Here is a 22577-nt window from a genome sequence, read left to right as displayed (position 1 = left end):
GAAAAGACCGATAGTCCATACTATCGGTCTTTTTTTTAGGCTAGCTTTTGTCTTGGATTGAGGTAGCAGATATTTTGCTATTTAATTTGATAACGATTTTGAGTATAAAATCCGAATGGAATTTAATACACAAAGCATGGCAACTCCGGAGTCTGCGAATACGGCCATCCACATGGAGGCTAACCCCAAAAGGCCGAGAACCATGACGAGTCCTTTGATCAGTAATGCGAAAACTACATTTTGCATGGCGATGCGAGTCGTTATTTTTGCAATCGCTATCGACTCCGGAACGGCTTCCATGCTGGACGTCATGAACACAATGTCAGCAGCTTCAATGGCGGCATCTGCGCCGCTTCCCATTGCAGCACCCACATCAGCACCGGCTAAAACCGGTGTATCGTTGATCCCGTCTCCGACAAACATAACTGCGCCGTGAGCAGCTCTGATTTCTTTAAGGATACGAAGCTTCTCATCCGGCAAAAGCTTTGCATAAACTTCTTCAATGCCTGTTTTGGCAGCGACCAGATCGGCACTTTCTTTCGAATCACCGGTCAGCATCACAGTCTTGATACCTAACTTCTTAAGCTTGGATATTGCCGAGGCCGAGTCTGATTTAATCGTATCAGAAATGGTCAGTGCTCCGATGAATTCGTGGTTCAGTGCAATTAAGATCTCACTTCCGCCTGCCGTAGGAGGAAACCCTTCGATATCTACGCCGTTTTCGGTTAGAAGCTTTCTATTCCCGCATAGAACTTCTCCAGCCGATAAAGTTGCTTTCAGCCCTTTTCCGGCAGTCTCTTCTACAGAAGACGGACGCTCTAAAGAAATTTGCTGACTGTTCGCCGCATTGACAATGCTCACGGCTATCGGATGTGTGGAATTTAACTCACAGCTTGCTGCAAGGAACAACAAATAATTTTCTACTGCTTTATTTGTCAGCCCTCTCGTATCAGAGACGTTCCCTGTCTGTGTTGGGGAGATCGCGTCTAAAATCTGCTGAGGAGGTGTTGTAAACAATGTTCCGGTACAGGTCATTTTCTGAACGGTAAATTCTCCTTTGGTCAGCGTTCCGGTTTTATCCATGACGATTGCTTTCACATTCTTTATGGCCTCCAGAGACAATCCACCCTTAAAAAGAATTCCTTTTTTGGAGCCTGCCCCTATACCGGAAAAGAAGGCGAGGGGGACACTGAGCACCAAGGCGCAAGGGCAACTGATAACGAGGAAAGTCAAGGCCGTATAAATCCAATAATGCCAATCTCCCGTGATCAAAGAAGGGAGGATGGCCGTCAATGCCGCCAAAACCACCACAAAAGGAGTGTATATTCTGGCAAACCGGGTAATAAAACGATCGATTTTAGGTTTGCTCGCAGCTGCATTTTCTACCGAATCCAGGATTTGCGTGACCATGGATTCTTCTAAAGACTTTTCTACTTTTATCTTTAAGGCTCCGGAAGTATTGATACAACCTGAAATAACTCTTTCTCCTGCAAATGCTCTGACCGGGACCGGCTCTCCTGTTATAGGTGCCGTGTCGATACGACTTTCTCCCTCTATAACAATGCCGTCCAAGGGAATGCGGTCGCCAGGCCGAACTAAAATGATATCTCCTTTTTTCGCTTTTTCAGCCGGAATGGTTTGAACATCGGAATTCACCATCAGATTGACGACCTCTGGGCGCAGATCAATTGCAGCCATGATTTGACCTCTGCTTTTTTCAACTGCCCGTTCTTCAAAATACTCGCCTATTCGGAAAAATAGCATAACTCCCACCGCTTCCGGATATTGCTGTATGGCAAAAGCTCCCAAGGTGGCAATGCTCATCAAGAAGTTTTCATCAAAAACCTGACCTCTTGCAATATTTTTACCGGCAGTCAGAAGAATGCTTCCTCCAAGGATAAGATAAGCGACGACGAACAGAATCAGAGAAACTATACTGTAATCGGACTCTATAAAAATTCCAAAAACAAATAAGAGGGTCCCCGATAAAATAGTGTGAAGTTCAGAAACTTTAAAAGGAGTCTTCTCGTGTTTTTCAGAATGATGGTGAATTGAATGCATGGAATCATGCGGCTCTGTTTCAGCATGATGATGCTCATGCTCGCCGCTGCATTTTTCTTCTTCAGAATGGTGATGATCCCCGTGATCACAGCCGCAGCTTTCTTCTTCTGCCGCCGCCGGTTTTCGAACTCGCTCCTTAATGATAACATCGGGTTCAATAGCGGAAGCGATTTTTTGTATTTGAGCCAAATAATCGTCTGGATTTTCTGCAGTAATTCTTAACTGCTTGGTGGTGAAGGTTAGAGTTACTTCGTCAACACCGGACAGCTCAGATACTTTTTTCTCAATTTTTGCGGCGCAATTTGCGCAGCATAGATTCTCAAGAAGATAAACTTTATTCATAACTAGCCTCCAATCGTTTAACTATAAGGTATCTGTAAGGGATAACGTTTGTTTTCATTTTGGGCAATTAATATGGAAAGTCCGATCCACGATATCGTGAACCAGAGACGCTTCTTCCGTTTTTGCTAACGTATAATAAGTTTCCTTACCGACCCGGCGGCTTACGATAAGACCGGACTGCTTAAGCAAACGCAAGTGGTGTGAAACGGCAGGAGAACTCATGTCAATCGCTGCGGCAATATTAAGGACACAGTCTTCACTATGGCAGAGCAACCATAAAATTTTCAAACGAGTACTGTCGCTGATTAGCTGGAACGTACTGGCAACTTTTTCAAAGGTCAATTGATCCGGCCTATTTTCAATAAAATTTAATGTATTTGTTTTGTGGTGATGAGGCAGTACAATAATTGCTTGCTTTTTTTCTGTCATAAATGTCTCCTTATATATCCATTATTTATTCATATTTATATAGTACCCATTGATTAAACGATTAAACAATTAAATAATCATTTAATTGTTTTGATTATATTTGTGATTTGTTTTCTTGTCAATCGTATAAATAAAAATATGCTCCTTCTTGCAGTAGATAGTTTTTATTTAAACTGTCTACGCAAGGGAGCATATTACATGACGTCGAAGACTCTATTATATTCAATAAGTTGTATAGAACTCCTAATCCCAGAACGATTCAACTTTTGGCTGGTTTCCCGTTTCAATCGTTGAAGCATATGTAATAAATGCTTTCATGGCATTGGAGATATAGGCATTTTTTCGCCAGAGTATATTCACGTTTGCGTTGATAGGCTCTGCGAGCGGAACATGACAAATGTTTGCACTGGAATCAAAACTTTCCTGATACGTGATAGTGACTCCATAATTATTCTCAACAATGTATTTTATAGTTGAAATTTGGCTTGCTTCCATGATAATATTTAAGGGTCTGTTTTTAAAATGTGCTGTAATAGACGTATAATGGTAGGAACCTTTCGGGAAAATGACAAAAGGTTGTTCGGAAATCATTTCCTTTGTGGCAAAATCTACCTGTGACAACGGATTTTTTGGACTGACGGCAAGTCCGAATTTGGTTCGGAAAAGCAGTCTGGAATCGCATTGCGGATAAGTGGCATCATCCATTGCGCCGATCAAGAAATCCAAGCCGCCCTCGTTTAATTTCTTTAATCCCGCAATCGTACCGATTTCAAACATTTGAAGGCGAATATTCGGGTGTGAAAGTTCAAAGCTTGGGAAAAACTTTTTAAACATAAAGGTCCCCAAAACAGCAGGAATTCCAACTTTTAAGACAATATGGGTTTTATCGCCGATATCGAGCGCCTCTTTATGAAAATTATCATATGCCTCGACAAATTCTTTTGCTTTCATCAGGAACGCAGCCCCGTCATCCGTAAGGGATATGCGATTGTTTACTCGATTAAACAATTGATAGCCAAGCTCATTTTCAAGCTCCTTTATGGCAGCAGTAATCGAAGGCTGAGAAACATGCACCGCCTCAGAGGCTTTTGTTATATTATTGTATTTACATACTTCTTGAAAGTATCTTAAATGGTTAATGTTCATTCATTTCCCTCTCCAACATTATTCTAGAAAGTTTTGCCATAACTTTTATCACTATATCATAGTTTACTTGCAATTTCAATAGTTTAACCAACATCTATAAAAAAAAACTATAATTTTATAGATGTTTTTTATTGGAGAATCAAAGCGAATTGTGATACCCTAGTAGACGCAGAGTAGAGTAAAATGTTAAAAAGTGTTGTTGCGGCAATGCGTGTTTGTTGCGCCTAAACAACACTAGTTAAATTTGTAGGAAGGAAGGAAGAGTAATATGGCTCAACAGAAAAAGCATTTACAGAGCATCCATGTACAGCACAGCAAGCATACATCTGGATGCGAGACTGAAGTAATGCCTATTCCTGATTTTGTTTATATTTCTATGTCCCAACACATTGGTGCACCATGCAAACCACTGGTTGCCAAAGGCGATTACGTTAAAGTTGGCCAGCCTTTAGGTGATACGGATGCATTTGTAAGCGCTCCCATTCACGCAAGTGTTTCAGGTACTGTGGTAGGTATAGAAAGTATTCGTTCTGCTTCTGGCGGCGATGATATCATTGTTGTGATTGAAGCAGATAAAAAACAGGAATTATGGGAAGGAATTCAGGTTCCTCAGATCAACAGCAGAGAGGAATTTGTAAAAGCGGTGAGAGATAGCGGTCTTGTTGGATTAGGAGGCGCAGCATTCCCTACACACATTAAGTACAACCCAAAGAACTTAAATGAAGTAGATACACTTATTGTAAATGGAGCTGAGTGCGAACCGTTTATCACCTCCGACCATAGACTTATGCTTGAGGATACTCAGGATATTATCGACGGTATGATGCTGGTTATGAAATATCTTGAACTTAAGAAGGGTTATATTGGCGTAGAAGATAATAAGCCGGATGCAATCGAAGCATTAAGAAAAGTGATTGCAGAAAAAGGAAATCCAGATATTGAGGTTGTTCCTTTACAATCCCGATACCCTCAGGGAGCAGAAAGAGTTATGGTGTATGAAATTACTGGCAAAACGTTGGATGCCGGTGTTCTTCCTGCCGACCTTGGAATTATACTTTCAAATATTACGTCTGTTGCATTTCTTGGACAATATTTCAAGAGCGGCATTCCACTTGTGAGCAAGAGAATGACTGTTGACGGAAACGCAGTAGCACGTCCAACTAATATAAAATGTCCTATCGGAACAAAAATTGCGGATGTAATGGCGTTCTGCGGTGGATATAAAGAAGAACCGAAGAAGATCTTGATGGGTGGTCCTATGATGGGCAGAGCCATCTTCACAGATCAGCTTCCGGTTATAAAAAATAACAATGCGATTCTTGCTTTCTCAGGAAAACAATCCTTGGTGGAAGAAGAAACTGCTTGTATCAACTGTGGCAGATGTCACAAGGCCTGTCCATTTAACTTAATCCCGACAGCACTTTCTGCAGCGATGGAAAGAAAAGATGCAGAAGCATTAGATCGACTCAAAGTGATGCAGTGTATGGAGTGCGGAAGTTGTGCATACATTTGCCCAGCTAGAAGACCTTTAGGATTTAACAATAAACTTGGAAAAGCAGTGTTAAAGGAGGCGGCGAGTAAATAATGGAAAATAGAGCCTATGACAATTTAATCGTATCATCGGCACCTCATCTTGTCAGCGAGGTTAATACTTCAAGAATCATGGCTACCGTAATTTTAGCGTTAGCGCCATCTTTCCTTGTAAGTGCATTTGTATTTGGATTCAGAGTTGTTACGCTGACTCTTGTTTGTGTCGTTGCTTGCGTAGCTTTCGAGTATCTTTTCAATAAGATTACCAAGAGAAAGCAAACTATCGGAGATTTGAGTGCGGTTTTGACAGGCGTGCTTTTAGCATTTAATGTGCCTTCAAACCTCTCTTACATAATTGCAATTATTGGATGTTTTGTAGCAATCGTTATCGTTAAGGGCCTATTTGGCGGACTTGGTCAGAACGTTGCAAACCCAGCTATTACAGCTAGAATCGTTCTTTTACTATCTTTTACAACTGAAATGACTTCCTGGCCATTACCAAGAACTACATTGGTTACGGACGCAGTAACAGGACCTACTCCGCTTGGAATTTTAAAAGAAGGCGGCGGCGTTCTTCCATCTGACACAGATATCCTTCTAGGATTTATCGGTGGTTCCATGGGTGAAGTCAGCGCGATTGCTTTATTAATCGGCGGACTATTCCTCATTTGGAGAGGAATCATTTCTCCAATCATTCCGGCTGCCTTTATTGGTACAGTAGCTGTCTTAGCAATTGCTGCTGGACAAGATCCAATTTTCCATATTGTTGCCGGAGGCGTCATGATCGGTGCTTTCTTTATGGCAACAGACTATGCGACTTCCCCTATTCTCCCATTAGGAAAAATCATTTTTGGTATCGGTTGTGGTGTATTTACCATGATCATCCGATTATTCGGTTCCTATCCGGAAGGGGTATCGTTTGCTATTCTGCTTATGAATATTTTAACTCCACATATTGATAGCTTCTGTGAAAGAAGATTGTATGGAGGTGAAAAGAAAAATGCAAAATAATTCAACGTTTAATGAACAAATTAAACCTTCATTGGTATTGGTACTGCTTTGTCTTGTTGCAGCCATTGCGCTATCACAGATCTACACCATCACCAAACCCATTATTGAAAAAAATGCAGCAAAAGCTGCAGATGAAGCCAGAGCGGTTGTTCTTGCAGAAGGAGACGCTTTCACTCCGTATGACGGAGAATTGGTAGATGGCGTTACAGAATATTATAGTGCCAATAATGGTGCAGGCGTTGCTGTTACGGCGACAGCAAAAAGCTATGGTGGTTTGATGACAGTGATGGTTGGAATCGATGCAAACGGTAAGATCACCGGCGTGGAAGTAACCAATCATTCCGATACACCGGGCCTTGGTACAAAGGCAATGACAGTAGATTATTTAAGTCAGTATATCGGAAAGACTACAGGCGAAATAGTGACTGAAGACAGCATTAAGAACAATAAAAATTTAGATGCTATCACCGGTGCGACAATTTCCTCAAATGGTGTGTACCATTCTGTTCAGGAAGCCCTAAAGCAGTTTGACGCTGCGGGAGGTGTAAAATAATGAGTAAATTAGGAATTATAACAAAGGGTATTATTAAAGAAAACCCTACATTGGTTCTATTACTTGGTACTTGTCCGACTCTTGCAGTAACGACCAGTGTATTAAACGGACTTGGCATGGGTATTGCCGCTATGGCCGTTTTGATCTGCTCCAATGTAGCAATCTCCATGTTGAAAAACATTATTCCGGATAAGGTTAGAATCCCTTGCTATGTTGTAGTAATCGCCGGATTCGTAACCTGCGTACAGTTCTTGGTCAAGGCATATGCATTGGAATTGGATAAGGCGTTAGGAATATTTATTCCGTTGATCGTAGTAAACTGCGTTATCTTGGGAAGAGCAGAAATGTTCGCAAACAAGAATTCGGTTATCGATTCCGCTTTAGACGGAGTTGGTATGGGTATCGGTTTCACTTGTGCCTTTGGTTTAATGGGCTTCATCAGAGAAGTACTTGGATCAGGTACTGTATTTAATATCCCAATTTTTGGTGATGGGTTCACTCCGATGGCAATCTTCATGCTGGCGCCTGGCGGATTCTTCGCATACAGCATCTTGGTGGCAGGAATCAACTTTATCTCCAAAGGTAAAGCGATTAAGAAGAAGGAATTCGGATGTGCAGGTTGCGCGATGTGCGGAACTTGCCAATCAGCAAATAAAGGAGGTTGTGAATAATGAAAGAAATTATTATGATCATGATGTCCGTTGCTCTTGTAAACAACTTTGTATTGTCACAGTTCTTAGGAATTTGCCCTTTCTTAGGGGTATCCAAGAAGCTTGACTCTGCTGTGGGTATGGGTATTGCGGTAACTTTCGTTATGGTTCTTGCAACAGCCTGCACTTGGCCGGTTCAGATACTTTTATTGGATAAGTTCGGCATCGGATATTTACAGACAGTAACATTTATCCTTATCATTGCCGCATTAGTACAGTTCCTGGAAATGTTTTTAAAGAAGTTTATACCAGCTCTTTATAAAGGACTTGGCGTATACCTTCCGCTTATCACAACAAACTGTGCGGTTCTTGGTGTAACTATCATGAATATTGATGATGGTTTCAACTTCATCGAAGCTATTGCAAATTCATTTGCGGCTGGAGTTGGTTTCTTACTTGCAATGGTACTATTCTGTGGAATGAGACTAAAGATGGAAGTTGCGAATACTCCGAAAGCATTTCAGGGTGTTCCGCTTACACTGATCGGCGCCTCCATTCTATCCCTTTCATTCATGGGATTCAGTGGTGTCGTTGAAGGCATATTCGGTTAGAAAGGGGGAGGAATAATATGATACCAGTAATACTATTAGTAGTAATGGGCCTGATTTTAGGTATTCTTTTAACCATTGCGGCAAGAATATTTTTCGTTCCCGTTGATGAGACCATAGCTCAGATTCGTGAAGTGCTTCCGGGTGCCAATTGCGGTGCCTGCGGATTTGCAGGATGCGATGACTATGCAGCAGCGTTAGGCGACGATCATTCCCTAAGCCCAAGTTTATGTCCTGTAGGCGGACCTGAGGTTGCAGCAACTGTTGCAGGCATTCTTGGTGTGGAAGCCGGTTCCATGGAACCTATAGTTGCTTTTGTAAAGTGTCAGGGAAATATTAATAATACAAAACTGATCATGGATTATCAAGGCGTGCAGACTTGTGCCTCCGCTAAGAGCTTCTTTGGCGGCAATAAGGCTTGCTCCCATGCTTGTATGGGACTTGGTGATTGTGTGAATGTTTGTGAATTTAACGCAATCAAGATCTGTGATGGCATCGCGGTAGTGGATCGAGATAACTGCGTTGGCTGTGGTATGTGCGAAAAGGCATGCCCGAACGATGTTATCATGCTGGGTGAAAAAAGAAAGCTTGTTTATGTGGCTTGCAACTCTACAGATCCGGGGGCAAAAACAAGAAAAATTTGTTCCGTTGGTTGTATTGGTTGTAAGAAGTGTCAAAAGGTTTGTAAGTTTGATGCGATCACTGTTGAAAATAATCTTGCAAAGATTGATCTTGATAAATGCAAGAACTGCGGTCTTTGCGTAAAAGAATGTCCTACTAACGCAATCGTAAACTTAAGAGTGAAGAAAGCGGTAGCGAAGCCGGTTGAAGCAGCACCTCAAGTACAGGCTGCTGCAGTAGCAGAATAAGAAAGCGAAAAAGTTAGACATATTAAAGCTGACGCAATATGCGTCAGCTTTTTTAAATGAACTTGCTCAATTTGTAGATCAAAGCAGCGGTAAACGCATGCAAGGAACCCGCGAATTTTCGATTGGCAGAGTTCTACTGCATAAACCGTCTTAAACGGCGAAGTATAAAATGGGAGATGATCCCTATTAGAATCCCTGTTATCATACCCGAGAAGAGCAGAACCGGAAAATAGAAAAATATTTTTAAATTGGATATCATGGCAGCGGCTATTAATAATTGTCCGACGTTATGAGTGACTCCACCTGCCATGCTTACACCAACGATACTAAACCGGTTTGTCTTTTTAAGAAGCAGCATGACGGCAAAGCTTAACAGCGCCCCTGCGAGAGAATACATGGCACCGAAAAGCCCATTAAACAGAAGCCCGGCTACCAAAATTCGTATGACATTAATGGATAGTGCATACGAACGCCCCAATGTATACAAGGCGATGATGACGACTAGATTGGCAATACCCAGCTTGATGCCCGGTATACCGAAAGAAAAAGGCAAGATGGCCTCGATGTAGGAAAAAATTAAACCTAGAGAGGCTAGTATCGCACTGGTGGCGAGCTTGCGAGTCCTTTCTGCAGCCGCAGAGTGTTTAGTTGGATATGGCATCGTATTCACTCTCCTTCCCTTCAATTTGAACAACAACCCGGTTGGGAAGACAAATGATGCTTTGTGAACTATTGGATATAGCACCGGCGTGAACGCAAATCTGATTCTTACAATCAGAAGAGTCCATGGAAACGGAGCCGTTTTTTATAACGACCACGTTGGTATGGATACCGTTTTTGACCGTGACGGTTTTATTCTTGTTCAACGCATACGACCCATATTCTTTTCCATCTACGGTTATGAGTACGGTGCTGCCTTGATGCGAGCCGAAACCGGCTACATAGGAAGCGCATAAACCCAGTATTATGAATACTATTGCTAGTATGATATCAGCTTTTTTAATCATAGAAAAATCCCAAACTATAAAGAGGTATATATGAAAAACCACAAATTAAAAGTCATAGCCTTATTGCTATGCACGGCTTTAATTATAACACAAACCGCTTGTGGAGAAAAGCAAATGGAGCCTGTTTCTGATACAGGATTTTATTTGAACACGTCTTGCACTATTAGCATTTACGATAAAAGCACCGATGAAGCAAAAGATTTAATCAGCAAGTCTTTCGCTCTGTGCGAAGAATATGAAGGCATACTGAGTAAAACGATAGAAGGCAGTGACATCTATAAAATCAATCATGCGAAGGGCGAGCCGGTTGAGGTACAGGAAGAGACGCTGGAAGTTATAAAAAAGAGCATTGATTATGGAGCTCTTTCCGAAGGTAAATTCGATATAACGGTAGGTAAACTATCCGGTCTATGGAATTTCACCGGAGAGAATCCGAGGGTGCCTGCCGCTGCGGATATTGATACCGCAAAGGCGACGATCGATTATAGGCAGATTAACATTGAAGACAATAAGGTATCTCTTGACAATCCGGAGACGGAGCTGGATTTGGGCGGGATCGCCAAGGGCTATATTGCAGATAAAGTAAGCGAATATCTGGTTGGACAAGGGGTAGAAAGTGCCATCGTGAATTTAGGCGGAAACATCGTTGCAATCGGTGAGAAAACAAGCGGAGACGCCTGGAACATCGGGATAGAAAAGCCTTATTCCGATAGAAGTGACATTGTAGGTTCGGTAAAAGTAAAGAATAAGACAGTTGTCACCTCCGGAATCTATGAACGCTATTTTGAACAGGATGGCATCAACTACCATCATATTTTAGATGTGAAAACAGGATATCCGGCACAAACAGATGTAGAAGCAGTATCTATAGTAGGAGACTTTGGAAAATCAGCGGATTGTGATGCCCTGACCACCATTTGCTTAATTTTGGGGGTAGAAAAAGGAATGGCCTTAGTGGAGAGCCTGGATGGCATAGAAGCTTCTTTTGTCGATACAAATGGAGAGGTTCATTATACCAGCGGTATGGAATTTATTCCTGTAGAATAAAGGAAACCCCATAGAGCTAAATGGATTTATATAAAACAAAAAAATAGAAGAGGAAGAAGGATTGTCTCAAACTAGTTTGAGACAATCCTTTTTATTTATTATTTGTATGATTGCTGTATTTCTTGAAATTGGTAATCAGGTTTTGAATAGCGAGCGTTGATCTACCATCCAGATTCATGGATGTGGGATCCAATGCCAGCAGATTTTCGCTGATCAGATAGTCGAGGGAATGGATCTTCGACAAAGTGACGATTCCGCTTGCCTTGAGCAGCCTTGCATTCAATACGGTTCCGTCTGGATTGACAGCGGCAAAGGCGATGTATCTGGTTCGCAGAAAACCTGCATCTCTTCCGGAATAGATTTTGCCGGAGGGCTGGAGCATAGTGAATATATTCTTGATGTGCACGGATTGGATAAAATTGAAAATACTCATGATAGTCCATAAAAAGCCTGTGATGATAACAATGTTCCAAAACATAATGGAATTCTCCTTTCAAATGGCATACGAATATTTATTAGGGATGCTGCAATATATTAGTGCAAAAAATATGCCGAAAACCCGTGCTGCATACGAATAACCAAAAAGCCGCTTTTGATATGCGGCTTTTTTGCTATAGAACCTGTTCATTTAATTATTCTCAACGTTTCATAGGATTAATAGAGACTAACTTTGACACAACATAAACAAAGAGATGGCACATGGTGACACGCATGTGGCACGAAAGTGGCACTGCTAATGACATGGTATGGCACAAATATTGGACCCTTATGAGAAGGGAAAAGACTGAATATCAGAATTTTTCGTTAAAAGTTTAGATGAAATACTGAAAAGTAAAATTGGACAGAAATGGCTTAACAACAGGGAAAAGCTCGAAAAACAGATAAACCATAGCTGCTTCAATTCGCCCAGTGAAAAGTTGTTTAAAAGAATCTTGGCACAGATTTTGCTCTTTTAGTTGGCAAAGCGGTGATCGTAAAATTTTCATCGCAGTCAGATGAATGGAGCTAGAGACTAAGGAGGAAAGGAGGAAAAGAAATGCCTAGGGTGAACAAACACTGAAAATGCCAGATACCTTCGGTGCGCCCCGTATGGTCATAAGAGCATAGAAACTCTGATTTGGAACAGCTGTAGGTGTTACCGGCGGTTGTTTACTAAAAAAAATGGAGGAAAAAATAGCGGTATGGAAACAGGAATAATAACTGTCGTATTACTGTACCAAATATTGGTAATAGTAGTTATCGGAATCATAGTAAAAAATAAAGAAAAAAAAGAAGGGTCTTCTCATAGCGAAGCAGGTTTCGCTTTGGCGGGAAGAAATATGGGCGCCATTGTTTTGCCTATAACAATGGCTTTCACTGTTTTAGGTACAGCCCATATACTTGGCGTATTCGAACTCACCTATAATATGGGTGCCATCGCAATATGGTTTAGTTTAGCCCATACAGTTCTTCTGATTGTAGCTTGTGTCGGAACCGGGCGATGGGTTCGAAGAATGGGAATTACAACAGTACCGGAAGCATTGACAGGCATGTACGGAAAAGGCATCAGCATTGCGGTAGCCTGCATAATGGCCGGTAATATTTGGGGAATTTTAACGATTGAAACACAGGGGATCGGTATTGTAATCTCAACAATGACCGGCTGGGATATTGCGAAAGGCGCAGTGGTCGGAGGTATTCTCGGCGTGTTCTATGTGGTTATCGCAGGAATGAAAGAAGTCGGACTGATTAATGTAGTGAATGCAGTCATTAAATATGTGGCACTTATTTTAGCGGTTTTCTTTGTCGCTCTCAAATTACCGGGGCAGAATTTTGACACGATAAAGGCCTATTATGACGCGGATCCTTCTCAGAACTTTATGCTGAATGTATTTGGTAATGCAGACTTATTTATCACTTTTGCAGTGGGAAATATAATCGCTGTTACGTTCTGTCAGGGAATCAATCAGATGTTGATGCAGGTCTGTATGGCGGCTAAAGATGAAAAAACTATTAAAAATGCACTATGGATTGCTGCACCGGTAAACGGTATGTTCGGTGTGTTCGCAGTAACCCTTGGATTGACGGCAAAAGCACTGCCGGAGTATTCGGTTGTAGGAGCTAAAATGGCTGTCACTACAATGCTCGTTGATCTGCTGCCTACATGGCTTTCCGCAGCGCTTCTGGCAGCCTTTGTAGCAGCCATTCTATCTGCATTTTCCATGACATGCTTAACTCCTGCTACTATATTTGCTGTGGATATTTACAAAGACTTATTTAATAAGAATGCAAGTGAGAAGCAGGTTTCGAATGTTATCCGAATCGGAATTGTCGTATTGGTAGCATTTGCAATCGCTGTCGCTGCGTATCTGCCGCCTATTCTGGGAGCAATCAATTGGCTGTTTGCTTGGTTGGTGCCGGTGTTCTGGATATTTGTACTGGGCTTATTCTGGAAGAGGAGTACAAAGGTAGCCGGATTAACGCTCGCAGTGTCTTGGATATTAAACATTTTATGGTCGTTCAGTCCGCTGCCTAAAGCCATCGGAGGCTTGATCGGAGAGCTTCCAAACGCTTACATCACTTTACTATCAGCTCTGTTGATTTTGATCGTCGGCAACCTGATAGTCAAAGGCGAACCGGGATATTTCAAAACAATTGAAACCCAAAATTAGCATCACAAATAATTGATACAGGAGGTTGGATATGTTTATTCAATTGTTCATACATACATTTGTCATTATTATGGTAATGGTAGCAGTTGGCCAGGCCATTGCTTCTATTGTCGAGCGCAGTCACAAACACAAAAAGGAGGTTTAGTAATGGATTCAGCAACCTTATTTTGGGCCTATGGCGTAATGGGTATTATGGTACTCTTCGGCGTATGTGCGGCGATCGGATTTTTAAAAAATTCGCAGAAATAACAATAAAAAAATCTGCTCTGTCATCAAGGCAGATTTTTTTATTGCAAAAGAAACGAGTCTATCGGTCATTCAAAAAAATTATTGTTCTTTTTAATTGACAAAAAGAATAAATTGTATATAATGAATATATACAATATTGCAATTGGAAGGTAGACGTATGAACTTAATTATAAGCAATTCAAGGAATCAGCCCATTTATGAGCAGATTGTGGAACAAATAAAAAACATGATTATCACAAAGGAGCTGAAAGAAGGGGATAGCCTTCCGTCGATGCGCCTTTTAGCCAAAGAATTGCATATCAGCGTCATTACAACCAAACGCGCTTATGAAGAATTGGAACGGGAAGGGTTTATCGCTTCGCAGACTGGAAGAGGCAGTTTTGTAAAGCCGCAAAATGTACAGCAAATAAGAGAAGTGTATTTAAAAGAAATCGAGAAAAAGATGGATGATTTGATAAGCCTTGCAAAATTGAGCGGAATAGAGTTATCTGAGCTTATTGATATGCTGGCACTTTTATATAAAGGGGAGTAGTGAGATGGAGTATTCAATAATAGTGAATAATATAACAAAACGATATAACGAATTTGCATTAGAAGAGGTAAGTCTAAAGCTTCCGAAAGGGAGCATCATGGGATTGATCGGAGAAAACGGTGCGGGGAAAACGACGTTGATTAAATTAATTCTTGGGTTGCAAAAGGGGGAGAGCGGAGAAATCTCCTTGTGGGGATACGACAGCAATACACTGCCGAACCACGTACGGGAGAATATCGGGGTAGTTTTGGATGAAAGCTGTTTTCCGGAAAATTTGAACGCACATCAAATTTCGAAAGTCATGAAATCCATCTATGGGAATTGGGACGAAAATAATTTCAAAAAATATGCAGAGTATTTCGATTTAAGCCCGAAGAAAGCTGTCAAACAATATTCAAAAGGAATGAAGATGAAACTATCCATAGCGGTGGCCCTGTCTCACCATGCGAAGCTGTTGATCTTGGATGAAGCAACTTCCGGGCTTGATCCGGTGGTAAGGGAAGAACTTTTGGACGTATTTCTTGATTTTATCCAAGACGAAGAAAACTCCATTTTGATTTCTTCCCATATTACAAGTGACTTAGAGAAAGCTTGTGATTACATCAGCGTTATCAATGACGGAAAGATCATTCTGAGTGATGTGAAAGATGACATATTGGATCGTTACGGAATGTTGAAATGCTCTGAGGAGGAATTTCAGGCAATTCCTAAGGATGTAGTAGTTGGATTCAAGAGAAGCAGTTTCGGCATGTGTGCATTAGTGGACAGAAATAAACTGGCAGGGCGAAATGCAGGGCATAGATATGTCATCGATAAAGTAAGTCTTGAAGATGTATTGCTGTACAGTGTAAGGGGGTAATGAAGTGAATGGATTGATTATAAAAGATTTTCTGAATCTGAAAAAACAAGCGGTGCCGATTGGAGCATTTCTCATACTCTATTTTGTAATAAGTGCCCTGTCAGGGGACAGCACCTTTTTCGCAGGAGTGCTCATGATGAGTTTTGCCATTCTTCCAATCACCGCTTTGGCTTATGATGATCGGGCGAATTGGAATAAGTATGCGTTGACGATGCCAATATCCAGACAGATGCTGGTTGTCAGCAAATATTTAATGGCATTGATTCTGTTAGGGATAGGGGGACTGACTATCCTTTTGTTTAATACCTTTTTTGGGAATTATAACTTACACGAAGGCTTGCTGGCAACCTGTACCATGATGTTTATAGGCGTTTTGATTTTCAGCATCTCATTACCGTTAAATTATAAGTTCGGAACCGAAAAGAGCCGCTATATATTGATCGGTGTGTGCGTGTTACCCGCTGTTTTCGTATCAATGCTCGGTATCGGTGTGACCACGGAACCAAGTGATGAAATGGTTGGAATATTGGATTTACTTGAGATCTTACTAGAGAGCAATTGGTTCATTGCCGCGGAGCTGTTGCTGAGCGCGATCGTATTTTTCGTTTCGATGATGGCATCTGTAAGGATTATTCAGAAAAAAGAATTTTAATAATTTATTGAAATACGGAGAGGGTGATTCATTCTTTCCGTATTTTATTCATTCTTGAAAGTGCAATTATTCATTCTTGAATAACTGCACTTTCTTTTAGTTTTGCTGCTTTGTGGGAAATATAACAGCAAGAGGAGTCCAAAAGATTCAAATATGAATTTATTTTATCAACTGGGGAAAACGAATGAGGGGTAGAATCCCTATTTATAGCCGTTTCAGCGATTGGCATACAATTTGCTTTATATAATGCCATAGTATCACGCGTGAAAAAATCATTATTAAAGGAGGACTTATGGAACAGGTAAAACAAAAAAACCTTGTAGACTGGCCAATCACGATTGTCAGTGTAGGAGCCGTGTTTATATTCGTGGCTTTTATGGCAATTAAGCCGGAGGCGACTTTGAAGGTAGTAGACGTTATTTTTAATTATACCACTGCAATCGTCGGTGTACCGATTCTTTGGTTTGTATTCTTAGGTCTCTTTGTCTGTCTGTATTTGGCATTCAGCAAATATGGCTCCATTAAATTAGGAGAAGGAGACACGCAATTTTCCCTTTATAGCTACATCGCTATGATGATTTGTGCAGCTTTAGCTTGTACCGCTGTTTATTATTCCTTCGTTGAATGGTCTTTTTATTACGCCGTTCCTGCTTTTGGGATTGAGCCGTATTCTGTGCAAGCCGCGGAATACAGCATGGCCTATACTTTTTTCCACTGGGGACTCAGTGTACAGGTGATCTTTGTATTAACAGCAGTTGCAATGGCATATGCCGTATACGTAAGAAAAGTTCCTGTGCTTAGAGTAAGTGCTGTATGCGAAGCAATGATGGGCAATTTTAAATACAAGAAGCCTATCGGCAAGGTGATTGATGTCATCACAATTTTCAGTATTACAGGCGGATTAGGCGTATCCCTTGGATTAGGCGTTCCGTTGATTTCCGCAGGGATTTCAGATATCACAGGTATTCCGGAAGGTTTCGGGCTAAATGTAGTGATTGTTCTTGCGATTTCAGCACTGTTTTCATTGAGTTCGGTTATTGGAATTGAAAAGGGCATGAGAAGGTTGAGCGACGGAACGATCTATTTGGCAATGGCCGTTATTGCTATCATCTTTATAGCAGGACCGAGTGAATTTATCGTAAAAAATATCAGTAACAGCTTGGGTATCATGTTCTCGAACTATGTGCAGATGAGTACATGGACCGATCCAATCGGACAGTCCGGTTTCCCTGAAGCAAATACGATCTTCCTCTTCACGCTTGCGTTAAACTATGCGGCTATGATGGGTGTCTTCATTACGAAGATTTCAAAGGGAAGAACTATCCGGGAACTGGTGCTGGCTTGTCTGCTTGGAATCAGCGTAGGAACTTGGGTGATGTTTGCGGTAAACGGAGGCTATGGACTAAATCTGGAAATGACAGGACAGGTTCTCTTGACGCAGGCTGCTACCACACAAGAGGGTATCTTCCAGATCTTACATACGCTGCCGGGCGGAATCCTCATTCCGATTGTATTCACCGTCCTAATGGTCGGATTCCTAGCAACTTCCTTGGATTCGGCAGCTTTCTCGTTATCGGCTGTAGCCTCAAGACAGCTGGACGAAAACGGCAATACGAATCCGATGTTCCGATTGTTTTGGTGTGTGATGCTGGCAGCTGTGCCGCTAAGCATCATGTTTTCGAACGCACCGTTCAGCGCACTTAAAACCATCTGTATCTTCCTGTCCGTGCCGTTCTTAGTAATTATCATCGGTATGAACGTTGGCCTATTCAAATGGCTCAGGGAAGCAGATAGAGCAGAAAAAGCAGCACAGGAATAGGGCAAGATTTGGTTTATTAATTTTATGAAAGACGAGAAAATTTGAACATTTTCTAGCCTAGATAGAGACTGTCCGGCAGGAACTGCCGGACAGAACATGAACAAAAAGGAGATTTAAAATGAGTAACACAATGAAGTATCAACCGCCAAGTGCATCCGCTTCTCCAAGATTTGCGGGAATCAAAACATTCATGAGGCTGCCTCACGTGAAGACTACAGAAGATGTTGATTTTGCCATCGTAGGGATCCCGTTTGACACGGGATGCTGCTATAAAAATGGGGCGAGATTCGGCCCGGATGCGATAAGGATTTCTTCTACGTTAATGAGAAACTATAGTATGAATCTGGATATCAACATTTTTGATTATTTGTCAGGCGTGGATTATGGGGACTTAGATATCACACCGGGCTACATATTGGAATCCTATAAGCAAATTGAAGAAGGCCTCCAGCCCATCATTGATGCCGGTGTCGTTCCTTTTGCCATGGGGGGAGATCATTCCATTACGTTGGCAGAGCTTAGAGCCGTAGCGAAAAAGCATGGGCCTGTTGCCTTGGTACATTTTGATTCACACTTAGATACGTGGGATCAGTATTGGGGTCAGAAGTATGCGCACGGAACGCCTTTTAGAAGGGCCTGCGAGGAAGGATTGATCGACACGGAACATTCTATTCAAGTCGGCATCCGAGGTTCGCAATATGGACCGGAAGATGTGCAGGGCTCTATTGATCTGGGGTTTGACGTGTTAACGGCGAATGAACTCCATAAAATCGGGATAGAGGAAGGTGTGAAGAGGATTCAGAAAAGAGTCGGTGAGGCGAAAACCTTTTTAACCTTTGATATTGATTTTGTCGATCCATCCATGGCTCCGGGAACGGGAACTATCGAAGTGGGCGGTTTTGACGGATATGAGACGATGACGTTGATTCAAGGCTTACGGGACGTAAATCTCGTTGCCACGGACTTTGTTGAAGTGCTTCCTACGATCGATCCGTCCGGCAAAACCGCTTATATGTGTGCCAATGTGATGCACGAAGTGATTTCTATTTTGGCCCTCCAAAAGAAAGCCGGAAAAAGGTAAATAAAATAGTTTGTACCATCAACATAAGATATTCTATATAGGAACAAGGGGCTATCTCAAAATAGTTTAAAATTTTTTTAGGCAGCCAGTAACTCAGGATTCGTTACTGGCTGCCTAAATTTTAAACGTTTGGGACAGCCCTTTGTTATCATCAGAATAAAAAATATAGAAGCAGTCATATTCATTTCTTTCATACTGGGTTACAATAAGCATATAGCATAATAGGGAGACTCTTTATAAAACATAGCAAGTAAAAATGGGACAATGAGGTCAGATGATGAAAACAGATGGTGTGAAAGTACAACTGGATAATGAACAGATTTCCAGAGAATTGGCAAGTGAGATAGATAATATTCTGGATGCGATACATGATGACCTGCTCATTGCAGATGGCAAGGGTATAGTCCTTCGAGTAAGTCCTACTTTTGAACAAGTATATGGGCTTGAAAAAGAAGATGCCATCGGCATGAGTGTTTTTGACCTGGAACAACTGGGGTATTTTAAGCCTTCCAGTACAGCCATTGTGCTCAAGTCCGGTGAAAAAGTAACGATGCGGCAAAAAAATAACCGAAACAGAGATATTGTTGTTTCAGCGACACCTGTAAAGGCAGAAAACGGAGATATCAAATTTGTCATCAGCTATTCCCGCGACGTAACGGATTTACTGCATCTTCAAGAGCAGTACGCCGTTTTAGAAAATAAGGTGGAGAAATATGAAGAGGAACTGGGAAAACTTCGAAGTGAAACCCTTGAGGTAGATGGAATTGTGGCCAAAAGTCATGCCATGCAAAATGTACTCGGTGTCATTAATCGGATTTCTCCATTTGATGCCAATGTTCTTATTTATGGAGAATCAGGAGTAGGCAAGAGTCTGCTGGCTAAGATCATTCACAAGAAGAGTAAACGTTTCGAAGGACCTTTTATAGAAATTAATTGCGGAGCCATACCGGAAAACTTGCTGGAATCGGAGTTGTTTGGATATGAGAGAGGCTCCTTTACAGGAGCCAATAAAGAAGGCAAAGTAGGCCTCATTGAGCTGGCGCAAAACGGTACGCTATTTTTGGATGAGATATCGGAGTTGCCGATCAATCTTCAAGTAAAGGTATTAAAAGTCATCCAGGATAAGCTGATAACCAGAGTGGGCGGAATGAAAGAAATAAAAGTAGATTTTAGGCTCGTGGTGGCTTCCAACAAAGATCTGAAGCAGCTGATGAAGGAAAAGCTATTTAGAAATGATTTATATTATCGTTTAAACGTAATTTCTATTGATATTCCTCCGCTTCGAGCACGAAAAGAAGATATCGTTCCGATGATTGGCTATTTCACAGAAAAATTAAATAAGAAATATGGTATGAAAAAAATTATATCCAAAGAGGTTTTCGACTTGCTTCTTAAATACGAATGGCCTGGCAATATCCGAGAGTTGGAGAACGTTATTGAACGGCTGCTGCTGACGAGCGAAGATAATCTGGTTCAACTGGATTCGCTGCCGGATCATATTAATACAAGAACTTTGCTATCCGACGGAGATGAGTTGACACGGCCGCTGAATGAGACTTTAGAGCTGATAGAGAAAGCGATCATCACAAAAGCCTATACCGAGTGCGGCACGACGATTGGTGTTGCTGAGCTTCTGGGGATCAGTCAGCCGACAGCGGTTCGTAAAATACAAAAGTACATCAGTAAAACGAGTCCTCAGTAGTAACTGAATAAATCTTTTCATTTGCATCAATACTAAACCTACAGAGTATATTTGATGATGTAAAGGAGAGAACTAATGGATAACAATAAGAACAGAATGAAAGACAGAGAAAAAAGCAATCCGGAACTGAGGAAAATCGACCCGAAGGGAAACGCAGATTGCGGAATTGTAAAGGGCGAGAAAATCAGTGTGCATGACGGAAAGCATGAAAAAAGCAAATAAAAAATCGCAGAATCTTTCGATTCTCCTAATGGATTTCTAAAATAAAGGAATACTAAGCAATGAGGTTCTTGTAACCACAGCACTTGATTGTTTAGCAGGTAGAAATTTATCGAAGGAGAAGATTATGCAAAAGACACAAAAAGGACTGTCGGCATGGCAGCTTACAATGATGGCTTTAGGAACGGTAATAGGCGGCTCCTTTTTTCTGGGTTCATCAGTAGCAATACATGCTGCCGGTCCTTCTATTATAATATCCTATATTCTAGGCGGAATTCTCGTTTATTTTATTCTTATGGCCCTGTCAGAAATGACCGTAGCCAATCCGGATGCCGGATCGTTTCGTACGTTTGCGGCACAGGCATTTGGCCCCGGCACCGGCTTTGTGGTAGGGTGGGTATATTGGACCGGGATGGTTTTGGCCATGTCCAGTGAAGCGACGGCAGTCTCTATATTTGTAAGGGAATGGATACCCAATCTGTCCATCGCCATGCTTGGCAGTGCGATTATTATTGGTGTAACGTTACTGAATCTATTGGGAGCCGATAAACTGAGCAAACTGGAAAGCGGCCTTGCAGCCATTAAACTGTTCGCGATCGTTGGTTTCATCGTAATTGCACTTTCTCTTATTTTTGGAATCTTTTTTACGGATACTCCGGTGGGAACCGGGGCAATCACAAACGAGCCGTTTATGGCCGAAGGTATCAAAGGAATCGCAGGAAGTATGCTGATCGTTATTTTCGCGTATGCAGGATTCGAAGTAATCGGATTGGCAGCTTCGGAAACCGCAAATCCGAAACAAACGGTTCCGAAAGCCATTATCAATACAGTGGTTTGTTTAGTTGGTTTTTATATTCTTTCGATGGTGGTGCTCCTTCCGCTGATTCCCACTGCTGATATCAATGAAAACGTCAGCCCAATGGTAGCGGCCTTGGATCGATGGGGCATGAGATGGGCAGGAACAGCGATTACAATTGTATTGATTACGGCTATTTTATCCACGATGCTTGCAGCTATGTTTGGAATCGGAAGAATGATGCGTTCGTTAGCAGACGAAGGACTTGCACCTAGCTGGTTGAAGGATAAAACGGATGTGCCCTACCGAGGAATACTCTTTTCCGGCTTGGCCATGCTCTTAGGTTTGGGGTTGGGATTTTTATTCCCAAGAATCTACTTGTTCTTAATTAGTTCCGGTGGTTTTGCCCTGTTGTTTACGTATGCCATTATTATGGCGACACATCTGCGTTTTCGAAAGAAGTTCGGCTGCCCTCCTGAAGGCTGCCAGATGCCCGGATACCCGTTTACTTCTTGGCTGGCGTTAATCAGTATGGTCGTCGTGATTTTGAGCATGCCGCTTATTCCGGGACAAACGTCGGGCCTTGTAATGGGTGTGTTGATGACCGGGGCCTATACGGTAATTTATGGCGTGATGAAATATGCATCCGGTACGAAGAAAAGCCGGATTCCTGAAAAGGGTATCAACAGAAAAGCCTATAATCAAGGACTCTCCGTAGAATTCTCAGAAGAGCTGGCAAAAAAAGAGGAGAAAAAATGAGTGTA

General features: G+C 41.7%; 22 protein-coding genes. 16 read left to right on the top strand and 6 right to left on the bottom strand.

Annotated features, from left to right (window positions below):
• Window positions 1–81: 81 nt before the first annotated feature.
• From JYB65_RS07530 to JYB65_RS07520, 3 genes are all read right to left on the bottom strand, one after another.
• Window positions 82–2403 (bottom strand): heavy metal translocating P-type ATPase, encoded by a 2322-nt coding sequence (locus JYB65_RS07530; protein WP_206582039.1) that lies wholly within the window; start codon window positions 2401–2403, stop codon window positions 82–84.
• 54 nt (window positions 2404–2457) lie between these two features.
• Window positions 2458–2832, bottom strand: coding sequence for an ArsR/SmtB family transcription factor (locus JYB65_RS07525; RefSeq protein ID WP_206582038.1), 375 nt, complete (start codon window positions 2830–2832; stop codon window positions 2458–2460).
• A 243-nt stretch (window positions 2833–3075) separates the two neighbouring features.
• A complete protein-coding gene (locus tag JYB65_RS07520) occupies window positions 3076–3978 on the bottom strand; it encodes a LysR family transcriptional regulator (protein WP_206582037.1) in 903 nt (300 codons plus the stop codon).
• A 268-nt stretch (window positions 3979–4246) separates the two neighbouring features.
• Here JYB65_RS07520 and rsxC point away from each other — a divergent pair, with 268 nt between their 5' ends.
• From rsxC to JYB65_RS07490, 6 genes are read left to right on the top strand one after another with little or no spacing between them, the layout of a single operon-like run.
• Window positions 4247–5563 carry an electron transport complex subunit RsxC gene (gene rsxC, locus JYB65_RS07515; RefSeq protein ID WP_206582036.1) on the top strand — a complete coding sequence of 439 codons (1317 nt, stop codon included), beginning with the start codon at window positions 4247–4249 and terminating at the stop codon, window positions 5561–5563.
• Window positions 5563–6519: an RnfABCDGE type electron transport complex subunit D gene (locus JYB65_RS07510; protein WP_206582035.1), complete on the top strand. Its 957-nt coding sequence runs from the start codon at window positions 5563–5565 to the stop codon at window positions 6517–6519. The genes rsxC and JYB65_RS07510 overlap by 1 nt, the downstream gene beginning before the upstream one ends.
• Window positions 6509–7072, top strand: coding sequence for an RnfABCDGE type electron transport complex subunit G (locus tag JYB65_RS07505; protein WP_206582034.1), 564 nt, complete (start codon window positions 6509–6511; stop codon window positions 7070–7072). Before JYB65_RS07510 ends, JYB65_RS07505 begins: the two co-directional genes overlap by 11 nt.
• The gene (gene rsxE, locus JYB65_RS07500; RefSeq protein ID WP_206582033.1) at window positions 7072–7743 is read left to right on the top strand and encodes an electron transport complex subunit RsxE; all 672 of its coding nucleotides are present in this window, start codon (window positions 7072–7074) and stop codon (window positions 7741–7743) included. The genes JYB65_RS07505 and rsxE overlap by 1 nt, the downstream gene beginning before the upstream one ends.
• Window positions 7743–8333: an electron transport complex protein RnfA gene (locus tag JYB65_RS07495; protein WP_206582032.1), complete on the top strand. Its 591-nt coding sequence runs from the start codon at window positions 7743–7745 to the stop codon at window positions 8331–8333. Before rsxE ends, JYB65_RS07495 begins: the two co-directional genes overlap by 1 nt.
• 17 nt (window positions 8334–8350) lie before the next feature.
• Window positions 8351–9199 carry an RnfABCDGE type electron transport complex subunit B gene (locus JYB65_RS07490; protein ID WP_206582031.1) on the top strand — a complete coding sequence of 283 codons (849 nt, stop codon included), beginning with the start codon at window positions 8351–8353 and terminating at the stop codon, window positions 9197–9199.
• A 133-nt stretch (window positions 9200–9332) separates the two neighbouring features.
• Here JYB65_RS07490 and JYB65_RS07485 read toward each other — a convergent pair whose 3' ends face one another.
• Both JYB65_RS07485 and JYB65_RS07480 read right to left on the bottom strand, forming a co-directional pair.
• Window positions 9333–9860, bottom strand: a complete 528-nt coding sequence (locus tag JYB65_RS07485) for a Gx transporter family protein (RefSeq protein WP_206582030.1) — start codon at window positions 9858–9860, stop codon at window positions 9333–9335.
• Complete coding sequence (locus JYB65_RS07480; RefSeq protein ID WP_206582029.1) at window positions 9844–10206, bottom strand: NusG domain II-containing protein; 363 nt, start codon at window positions 10204–10206, stop codon at window positions 9844–9846. Before JYB65_RS07480 ends, JYB65_RS07485 begins: the two co-directional genes overlap by 17 nt.
• A 30-nt stretch (window positions 10207–10236) precedes the next feature.
• Between JYB65_RS07480 and JYB65_RS07475 the strand changes: the two genes are divergently transcribed.
• Window positions 10237–11253 (top strand): FAD:protein FMN transferase, encoded by a 1017-nt coding sequence (locus JYB65_RS07475; RefSeq protein ID WP_206582028.1) that lies wholly within the window; start codon window positions 10237–10239, stop codon window positions 11251–11253.
• 91 nt (window positions 11254–11344) lie between these two features.
• Here JYB65_RS07475 and JYB65_RS07470 read toward each other — a convergent pair whose 3' ends face one another.
• On the bottom strand, window positions 11345–11731 hold the full coding sequence (locus JYB65_RS07470; protein WP_206582027.1) for a transcriptional regulator GutM: 387 nt from the start codon (window positions 11729–11731) through the stop codon (window positions 11345–11347).
• Window positions 11732–12434: 703 nt separating this feature from the next.
• On the opposite strand from JYB65_RS07470, the gene JYB65_RS07465 reads away from it, so the two are divergent.
• From JYB65_RS07465 to JYB65_RS07425, 9 genes are all read left to right on the top strand, one after another.
• Window positions 12435–13904 carry a sodium:solute symporter family protein gene (locus JYB65_RS07465; protein ID WP_206582026.1) on the top strand — a complete coding sequence of 490 codons (1470 nt, stop codon included), beginning with the start codon at window positions 12435–12437 and terminating at the stop codon, window positions 13902–13904.
• A gap of 406 nt (window positions 13905–14310) precedes the next feature.
• Entirely contained in the window at window positions 14311–14685 is a 375-nt protein-coding gene (locus tag JYB65_RS07460) for a GntR family transcriptional regulator (RefSeq protein ID WP_206582025.1), read from the top strand.
• 4 nt (window positions 14686–14689) lie between these two features.
• Window positions 14690–15544, top strand: coding sequence for an ABC transporter ATP-binding protein (locus JYB65_RS07455; RefSeq protein WP_206582024.1), 855 nt, complete (start codon window positions 14690–14692; stop codon window positions 15542–15544).
• 4 nt (window positions 15545–15548) lie between these two features.
• Window positions 15549–16196, top strand: a complete 648-nt coding sequence (locus JYB65_RS07450) for an ABC-2 transporter permease (RefSeq protein ID WP_206582023.1) — start codon at window positions 15549–15551, stop codon at window positions 16194–16196.
• A 292-nt stretch (window positions 16197–16488) separates the two neighbouring features.
• Window positions 16489–18015, top strand: coding sequence for a BCCT family transporter (locus JYB65_RS07445; RefSeq protein WP_206582022.1), 1527 nt, complete (start codon window positions 16489–16491; stop codon window positions 18013–18015).
• Between the two features lie 118 nt (window positions 18016–18133).
• Window positions 18134–19096: an agmatinase gene (speB, locus tag JYB65_RS07440; protein WP_245156621.1), complete on the top strand. Its 963-nt coding sequence runs from the start codon at window positions 18134–18136 to the stop codon at window positions 19094–19096.
• A gap of 274 nt (window positions 19097–19370) precedes the next feature.
• On the top strand, window positions 19371–20798 hold the full coding sequence (locus JYB65_RS07435) for a sigma-54 interaction domain-containing protein (RefSeq protein WP_206582021.1): 1428 nt from the start codon (window positions 19371–19373) through the stop codon (window positions 20796–20798).
• 75 nt (window positions 20799–20873) lie between these two features.
• Window positions 20874–21020, top strand: coding sequence for a hypothetical protein (locus JYB65_RS07430; protein ID WP_206582020.1), 147 nt, complete (start codon window positions 20874–20876; stop codon window positions 21018–21020).
• Between the two features lie 124 nt (window positions 21021–21144).
• Window positions 21145–22572, top strand: coding sequence for an amino acid permease (locus tag JYB65_RS07425; protein WP_206582019.1), 1428 nt, complete (start codon window positions 21145–21147; stop codon window positions 22570–22572).
• Window positions 22573–22577 lie beyond the last annotated feature (5 nt).

This window comes from Clostridium aminobutyricum (assembly GCF_017255415.1).
Classification (GTDB): Bacteria; Bacillota; Clostridia; order Peptostreptococcales; family Anaerovoracaceae; genus Aminipila; species Aminipila aminobutyrica.
This window is presented reverse-complemented; position numbering and strand designations above follow the sequence as displayed.

Excerpts from the sequence above, each read along its gene's own strand:
- JYB65_RS07485 (WP_206582030.1), bottom strand. The coding sequence starts at position 9,860 with ATGCCATATCCAACTAAACACTCTGCGGCTGCAGAAAGGACTCGCAAG.
- JYB65_RS07465 (WP_206582026.1), top strand. The coding sequence starts at position 12,435 with ATGGAAACAGGAATAATAACTGTCGTATTACTGTACCAAATATTGGTA.
- JYB65_RS07520 (WP_206582037.1), bottom strand. The coding sequence starts at position 3,978 with ATGAACATTAACCATTTAAGATACTTTCAAGAAGTATGTAAATACAAT.
- JYB65_RS07510 (WP_206582035.1), top strand. The coding sequence starts at position 5,563 with ATGGAAAATAGAGCCTATGACAATTTAATCGTATCATCGGCACCTCAT.
- JYB65_RS07480 (WP_206582029.1), bottom strand. The coding sequence starts at position 10,206 with ATGATTAAAAAAGCTGATATCATACTAGCAATAGTATTCATAATACTG.
- JYB65_RS07505 (WP_206582034.1), top strand. The coding sequence starts at position 6,509 with ATGCAAAATAATTCAACGTTTAATGAACAAATTAAACCTTCATTGGTA.
- JYB65_RS07490 (WP_206582031.1), top strand. The coding sequence starts at position 8,351 with ATGATACCAGTAATACTATTAGTAGTAATGGGCCTGATTTTAGGTATT.
- JYB65_RS07525 (WP_206582038.1), bottom strand. The coding sequence starts at position 2,832 with ATGACAGAAAAAAAGCAAGCAATTATTGTACTGCCTCATCACCACAAA.
- JYB65_RS07430 (WP_206582020.1), top strand. The coding sequence starts at position 20,874 with ATGGATAACAATAAGAACAGAATGAAAGACAGAGAAAAAAGCAATCCG.
- speB (WP_245156621.1), top strand. The coding sequence starts at position 18,134 with ATGAGTAACACAATGAAGTATCAACCGCCAAGTGCATCCGCTTCTCCA.
- JYB65_RS07470 (WP_206582027.1), bottom strand. The coding sequence starts at position 11,731 with ATGTTTTGGAACATTGTTATCATCACAGGCTTTTTATGGACTATCATG.
- JYB65_RS07445 (WP_206582022.1), top strand. The coding sequence starts at position 16,489 with ATGGAACAGGTAAAACAAAAAAACCTTGTAGACTGGCCAATCACGATT.
- JYB65_RS07495 (WP_206582032.1), top strand. The coding sequence starts at position 7,743 with ATGAAAGAAATTATTATGATCATGATGTCCGTTGCTCTTGTAAACAAC.
- JYB65_RS07435 (WP_206582021.1), top strand. The coding sequence starts at position 19,371 with ATGATGAAAACAGATGGTGTGAAAGTACAACTGGATAATGAACAGATT.
- JYB65_RS07425 (WP_206582019.1), top strand. The coding sequence starts at position 21,145 with ATGCAAAAGACACAAAAAGGACTGTCGGCATGGCAGCTTACAATGATG.
- JYB65_RS07475 (WP_206582028.1), top strand. The coding sequence starts at position 10,237 with ATGAAAAACCACAAATTAAAAGTCATAGCCTTATTGCTATGCACGGCT.
- rsxE (WP_206582033.1), top strand. The coding sequence starts at position 7,072 with ATGAGTAAATTAGGAATTATAACAAAGGGTATTATTAAAGAAAACCCT.
- JYB65_RS07460 (WP_206582025.1), top strand. The coding sequence starts at position 14,311 with ATGAACTTAATTATAAGCAATTCAAGGAATCAGCCCATTTATGAGCAG.
- JYB65_RS07530 (WP_206582039.1), bottom strand. The coding sequence starts at position 2,403 with ATGAATAAAGTTTATCTTCTTGAGAATCTATGCTGCGCAAATTGCGCC.
- JYB65_RS07455 (WP_206582024.1), top strand. The coding sequence starts at position 14,690 with ATGGAGTATTCAATAATAGTGAATAATATAACAAAACGATATAACGAA.
- rsxC (WP_206582036.1), top strand. The coding sequence starts at position 4,247 with ATGGCTCAACAGAAAAAGCATTTACAGAGCATCCATGTACAGCACAGC.